Genomic DNA, 5,359 nt, shown 5'->3' on the forward strand with positions numbered 1-5,359 from the left:
GATTAAAGAGATCGACAAAGACACATACGTAATTCCATTTTTGATTGACTCTTACGTATGTCAAATCGCTTACGATTGCTGTCATTTCTTTTTCCTGGCTGAACTCACGCTTCAGTTCGTTTTTCTGTTCGGATTCATTACAGGATTTCGCATGTGGCTTAAATTGAGCTACTGTATATGAAGACACAAGACCCTGCTCCTGCATAATGCGCCCAATTCTTCTTCTTGAAACGATGAGACCGCGTTTCTTTAATTCTATTTTGATTTTACGTGTCCCATAATTTTGACGGCTGGCATGAAAAATGTCGATTACATCGGAGGTAATATTATCCTCTGGGTTTCTTTCTTTTGCTTCATAATAATAGCTGCTTCTAGGGATTTGTAGGACTTTGCACATTGCTGATATCGAGTATTTGTTTTGGTTATTCTTGATTACATTTACTTTCGTCCTAGTATCAGCGCGGCTTGCTTTAAAATGTCATTTTCCATTTCTAGTTGCTTGTTTCTCTTACGGAGTTCAATCAGTTCCGTTTGTTCACCTGTTAAATTGTCTTTTTCCTTAAAAGAACCAGAGTTCTGACTCTGATTCACCCACTTATCAAATGATGAAGGAGTAAGGTCATACTCACGAATAATCTCTTTTCTTGGTTTCCCATTTTGGTACAACTGCACGATCTGTTGTTTGAAATCTTCAGTAAATGTTCGCCGTTCTCTTTTGGCCATGTAGATTCTCCTCTAATGTGTTATCTGTAGTCTACTTGACCTTAAAAATTCTGTCCAACTAAGTGTAGCCTGTTCATGAAATTCTCATAAATATAAATCATCTCTTGTAAGTCCTTTACTATTACGCCTTCTTCCGGCATTTGTCCTGCATCATATTGAATATAAGCTGCAGTAGATAAAGCGTAATCTCTTGCCTTTTTACTATCCCCTAATCTAATATCATCGTCTACCTTAACCTTACTAGATGATGGAATAGACTCTCTAATCTCAGTTTTAATTCTTACCATTTCTTCTTTTGATGTTTCTGTCACACCCTGAGCCAATGTGAGGTACACGCTCTGCATATCCTCGTTAAAAAGATATACAATGTAGTAGCCCCTTTGAGTAGAAACGGTAATTCTGCGATTCATGATTGCTACCCAAGGAACGGAAGCCCAGTTACCTTGGCCTACTGATCCTGTTACAACGTACTTGGTGGTATCAATAAAAGGTAAGCTATTAATTTCGGCAGTGACATCATTTCTAACAAATCCACCAAGTGAATGACCACCAAAAGGTTCCCTTTTGGCTTCTATGTATTCATTCATTATTCTTAATATTTTTTCTCTTAAGTTGCTAGACATGGTTTGCTCCCTACTTCTTTATTCAGATACTTTTTGTTTTCACTTTGGTTTTTTACTATAACTCTACGTTTAGTTGTTACTTTATTACTACGAAATTTATGATTTCTTATCATTTAGATTTACTTTCTTTTATTATTAATAGTTAGGTTTCCAACTATCTATGTAGCCGTTAAAGCTTGAGTACTGATAAAGCTTTATTAGTTTTTCAGATTGATAATTGCTGAAAAATTCAATATCTTCTAGATTAATATTACTTATCAATTTTTCGTTTCTTTCCACAATTTCAAACAAAAAGCTTTTTTCTGCTAACTTGTCTTTTTTCTTATGATTACATGTCGGGCATGCAAGCACAAGATTCCATAAATTATCATTTTGCACAAAACTCCACGGAATGAAATGATCGACATGAGAAGTATTTCTTTTCCTTTTTAAGGATTTGCTACAATAAAAACATACATTATCTTCGTATTTCAACAATATGTGATAAAAGGGGTTTAAAGAAGAACGTTTAGATACATTCTCAATTTTCGTTAAAAGATAATTAATATTTGGTACAGAATTATGTTTTTCTAAAAATATTGCTAAATGATAATTAGTTAAATACGTAATTATTTTTTGATGTTTTTGCAAGAACTTATAAACTGGCAAATTAAATTTAAAGTACTCCTTGTTACGGTCAAATTCATAAAACAGACCTTTCGTATCACCGTAAAATGCTCCAATTACATATTTTTTTCCCGTCTTTTTTATATCTGTAATAATTTCTAATTGAACTTTGTCTTCCAATTTATCAAATGTCCATTCAGGAGGAATTGAATATTTATCACAGTAACCTTCAAGTAATTTTTGAATACTTGAAGCCTGATTTTTATTGTTTGATTGCCATAATTTATGATGAACAACCAAGTTCCAATATATTTTTGCAAATGAAAAAAACATTTTATTATAATCGAGTTCTAAATATTCATTAACATTATACAAGTTTTCAATAAGGGTTTTAAAAAAACCAAACTTATAAGACATAGTTGTATATGATCTAGAGAAAAAATTATTGAGAACCTTCCAAATGTCTTCATCAGTGATATAAGTTGATTTAATTTCTCCTACTTTTAAGTCCCAAGCCAAATTTTATCCCTCCTTACTTACAGTTATTTTAAGAATATACCTTTCCTTTTTTTTGATAAGGTTCTATGGTAATATTTGTACTGTAACATAATTGTAAAATTTAACTATAAATATGTTAAGATTTTAATAGTTATTTAATTTAAATATCCTCTTTTTACCATAATAAACGAAGGTGATTTAAATGAAAGAAATAAAAAAACGTGAACTTGAACTCCTAGCAAGAGTTTGTAACCAAAATGATGTACCTCTTAAACTTGCAAAGGACCTTATTAAGTCAGCTGAAAAACTTTCCTACGAAAATGTTAGTCAAGGCGGAAGAATTAAAGAGTATAAAGACTTATTTTATTTCCATACAAAAAAATAGTAGTTAGGTGATAAACAGTGTTATTAAAGAAATTAACTTTTGATAACTATAAAACTTATTATGGACATCAAGATATTGACCTATATATTCCAAAAGAAGTAAGAGAAGAAACTGGACAAAATATTATTCTTCTAGGTGGATTAAATGGTGCAGGAAAGACGACAATATTAAAAGCAATCTTATACGTTCTTTTCGGTAAAAGAGGAATGTCTGAAAGTGAGTATAAAAGGTTATTTTCAAATGTAATTAATAATACCTTCTTTGATGAAGGTGGACGAGAATGCTCAGTCTCTCTCTCTTTAGAAACCGATTCAGGTGAAGAATGGACACTAAAAGTAAAATGGTATTTTGATCAGTTAAAAAGAATGACTCACGAGCAAAGAGATCTAGATGTAAAAAAACCTGGATCAAGGATTTCCAAGCATGCAAGAATCGATAATATTGAAGTATTTAATAAATTTATTGATCGAATAATTCCATATCATGCAGCTCCGTTTTTTATCTTTGATGGAGAAGAAATTAAAGATATTATTTTAAGGCAAAATAGTAATGAAATGAAAGAAGCCATACGCAAAATAACAGGTATGGAGGCATATAAACTACTATTAACAGACCTTAAAGCACTTCAAGGTTCTATAGAAAATAAGTTAGCTAAATCTGTTAGTCAAGTGAAACTCAATAGCATTAAGACAGAGCTTGAAGAAATAAAAGGAACAATAACTACCTTGGAAACAAAGAAAGTTAAACTTTCATCAGAAATTAGCAAATATAAGGGTCTAATTAATACAGCTAAACAAGAAAGAAATAACAAAATTGCACAAAACTCTAAATCCAGAGAAGTTATCGTAAAGAAACAATCACGTGTGGAAACTGAATTAAAGCTAGCAAAAGAAGAACTCAATGCATTTTTACATCAAAATATGATAAATATTATCCTAAGAAACAAAATTGCCAACTTAAAAAAGAAACTTAAACTGGAAAACGAGGTAAATCACAAGAAAATATTGCAAAATGCTTCACTAACACCATACAGAAACTTTATGAACCAATTATTAGGCAAGAGAATTACTCCTCCCCTAACCCAAGAACAACTAACACAAATAGAAAAGCTCGGAGAAGAAATTTGGATTAAGGAAAATGATATAAAAAATCTAGTTCCTGAAGGATTCAAATTAATACATGATATTTCAAATAATGACTATTTGTATTTAATAAACCTTTTTATTAAAGATAAAATGCAAGTTACTGAAATGATTAACAAAATTGAAAAACTTCAGCAAGAGTACGACAATTTGGAAATTGAGATCCGAAATGCACCGGAAGCAGTAAATGTAGAAGAGGAAAGCAATAAGATTGATTTATTAGCAAAAAAATTAGGAGAGATTTACTTAAGGTTCAAGACAATATCTAGCAAACTGAATACTGCTAATGAAGAAAAATCAAGGCTGTTAAATAACCTAAGCAGAATGGCAGGACAAGATGAAGATTTAGATTCCCTACAACAACAAAACAGTCAAGTTTTACGTACCATTAAAACAATGGAGCAATATGTCGCTGAAGTAACAGCCTTAAAAGCAACATATATTAAAGAAGAGTTCGCTAAGATGTTAAGTCAATTGTTTAGAAAACAAGATGAGTTTGGAAAAATTGAGTTTGATATTAACACTTATACTATCAGGCTATATAATGATCGAATGCAGGAAGTAAGTATTCAAGACCGCTCTGCAGGTGAGATGCAGATGATATCTTCTGCTTTGATTTGGGCCCTTACTAAAGCCTCAGATCTATCACTTCCAATGGTAATAGATACTCCACTTGGACGACTTGATAGCTATCATAGAAATCACTTAATGAACCATTATTATAAAGAATTAAGTGAACAGGTAATTATCTTGTCCACTGACACAGAGATTACTCAGGATTATGTAAAGTTAATGGAAAAAAATTCTTATAAGCAATATATGCTTGATTATGATCAGGATAAAAAATACACCATTATTAGAGATGGATATTTTAAATTTGTAAAGAGGTGATTAAATGTCTAACAAAAGAATGTCGCTATCCGAAGAGGGGAAAACTATACTCGATACATTAACTGAAGTCTTGGAAGTAGATCGGCCTATGGGTATTAAAGTGGCACTTTCTAAAGGGCTATCAATTGCAAATGGACCTGTTACAGAAGAATATATGAGTGGTAAAAACAAATGGACTATTCCGGATGTAGACGTCAAGTTGAATTTTACACTTTTTGCTCGTTTCCTTTTTACACTTCTGCTGAAAAAATGCTTTTCCGGTTTTTCATGCGATGACTTTCCTCGTTTTCACCTCCATGGATGACTTCCACACGATGAAGTAAGCGATCTAAAATAGCTGTTGTAATCCCTTGGTCCCCAATTAAATTACCCCACTCATCTGGACTTTTATTTGAAGTCAGGATGATCGAACTTCGTTCGTACAAATGATTAATCAAGTGAAAGAATAAGTTTGCTTCTCTCTGGTCCATGGCCATATACATTAAATCATC

Annotated in this window: 3 protein-coding genes and 3 pseudogenes; 2 read left to right on the forward strand and 4 right to left on the reverse strand. The window is 31.9% G+C overall.

What is annotated here, in order from left to right; genetic code table 11:
• The 3 genes and pseudogenes from L634_RS34535 to L634_RS0128095 all read right to left on the reverse strand — a co-directional run.
• Positions 1-729, reverse strand: a pseudogene (locus tag L634_RS34535) (IS3 family transposase); the annotation flags it as partial.
• Between the two features lie 68 nt (positions 730-797).
• Positions 798-1,349, reverse strand: a pseudogene (locus L634_RS0128090) (DUF3578 domain-containing protein); the annotation flags it as partial.
• Between the two features lie 132 nt (positions 1,350-1,481).
• On the reverse strand, positions 1,482-2,471 hold the full coding sequence (locus L634_RS0128095; RefSeq protein ID WP_026585250.1) for an HNH endonuclease: 990 nt from the start codon (positions 2,469-2,471) through the stop codon (positions 1,482-1,484).
• Positions 2,472-2,652: 181 nt separating this feature from the next.
• Between L634_RS0128095 and L634_RS0128100 the strand changes: the two genes are divergently transcribed.
• Together L634_RS0128100 and dndD are read left to right on the forward strand one after the other, a co-directional pair.
• Positions 2,653-2,835, forward strand: coding sequence for a DNA modification system-associated small protein (locus tag L634_RS0128100; RefSeq protein ID WP_026585251.1), 183 nt, complete (start codon positions 2,653-2,655; stop codon positions 2,833-2,835).
• Positions 2,836-2,852: 17 nt separating this feature from the next.
• Complete coding sequence (gene dndD / locus L634_RS0128105; RefSeq protein WP_026585252.1) at positions 2,853-4,868, forward strand: DNA sulfur modification protein DndD; 2,016 nt, start codon at positions 2,853-2,855, stop codon at positions 4,866-4,868.
• Positions 4,869-5,098: 230 nt separating this feature from the next.
• Here the strand turns inward: dndD and istB are convergent.
• Positions 5,099-5,359: pseudogene (istB, locus tag L634_RS33150) on the reverse strand (IS21-like element IS643 family helper ATPase IstB); the annotation flags it as partial.

Source organism: Bacillus sp. J33 (genome assembly GCF_000518885.1).
GTDB lineage: Bacteria > Bacillota > Bacilli > Bacillales > Cytobacillaceae > Cytobacillus.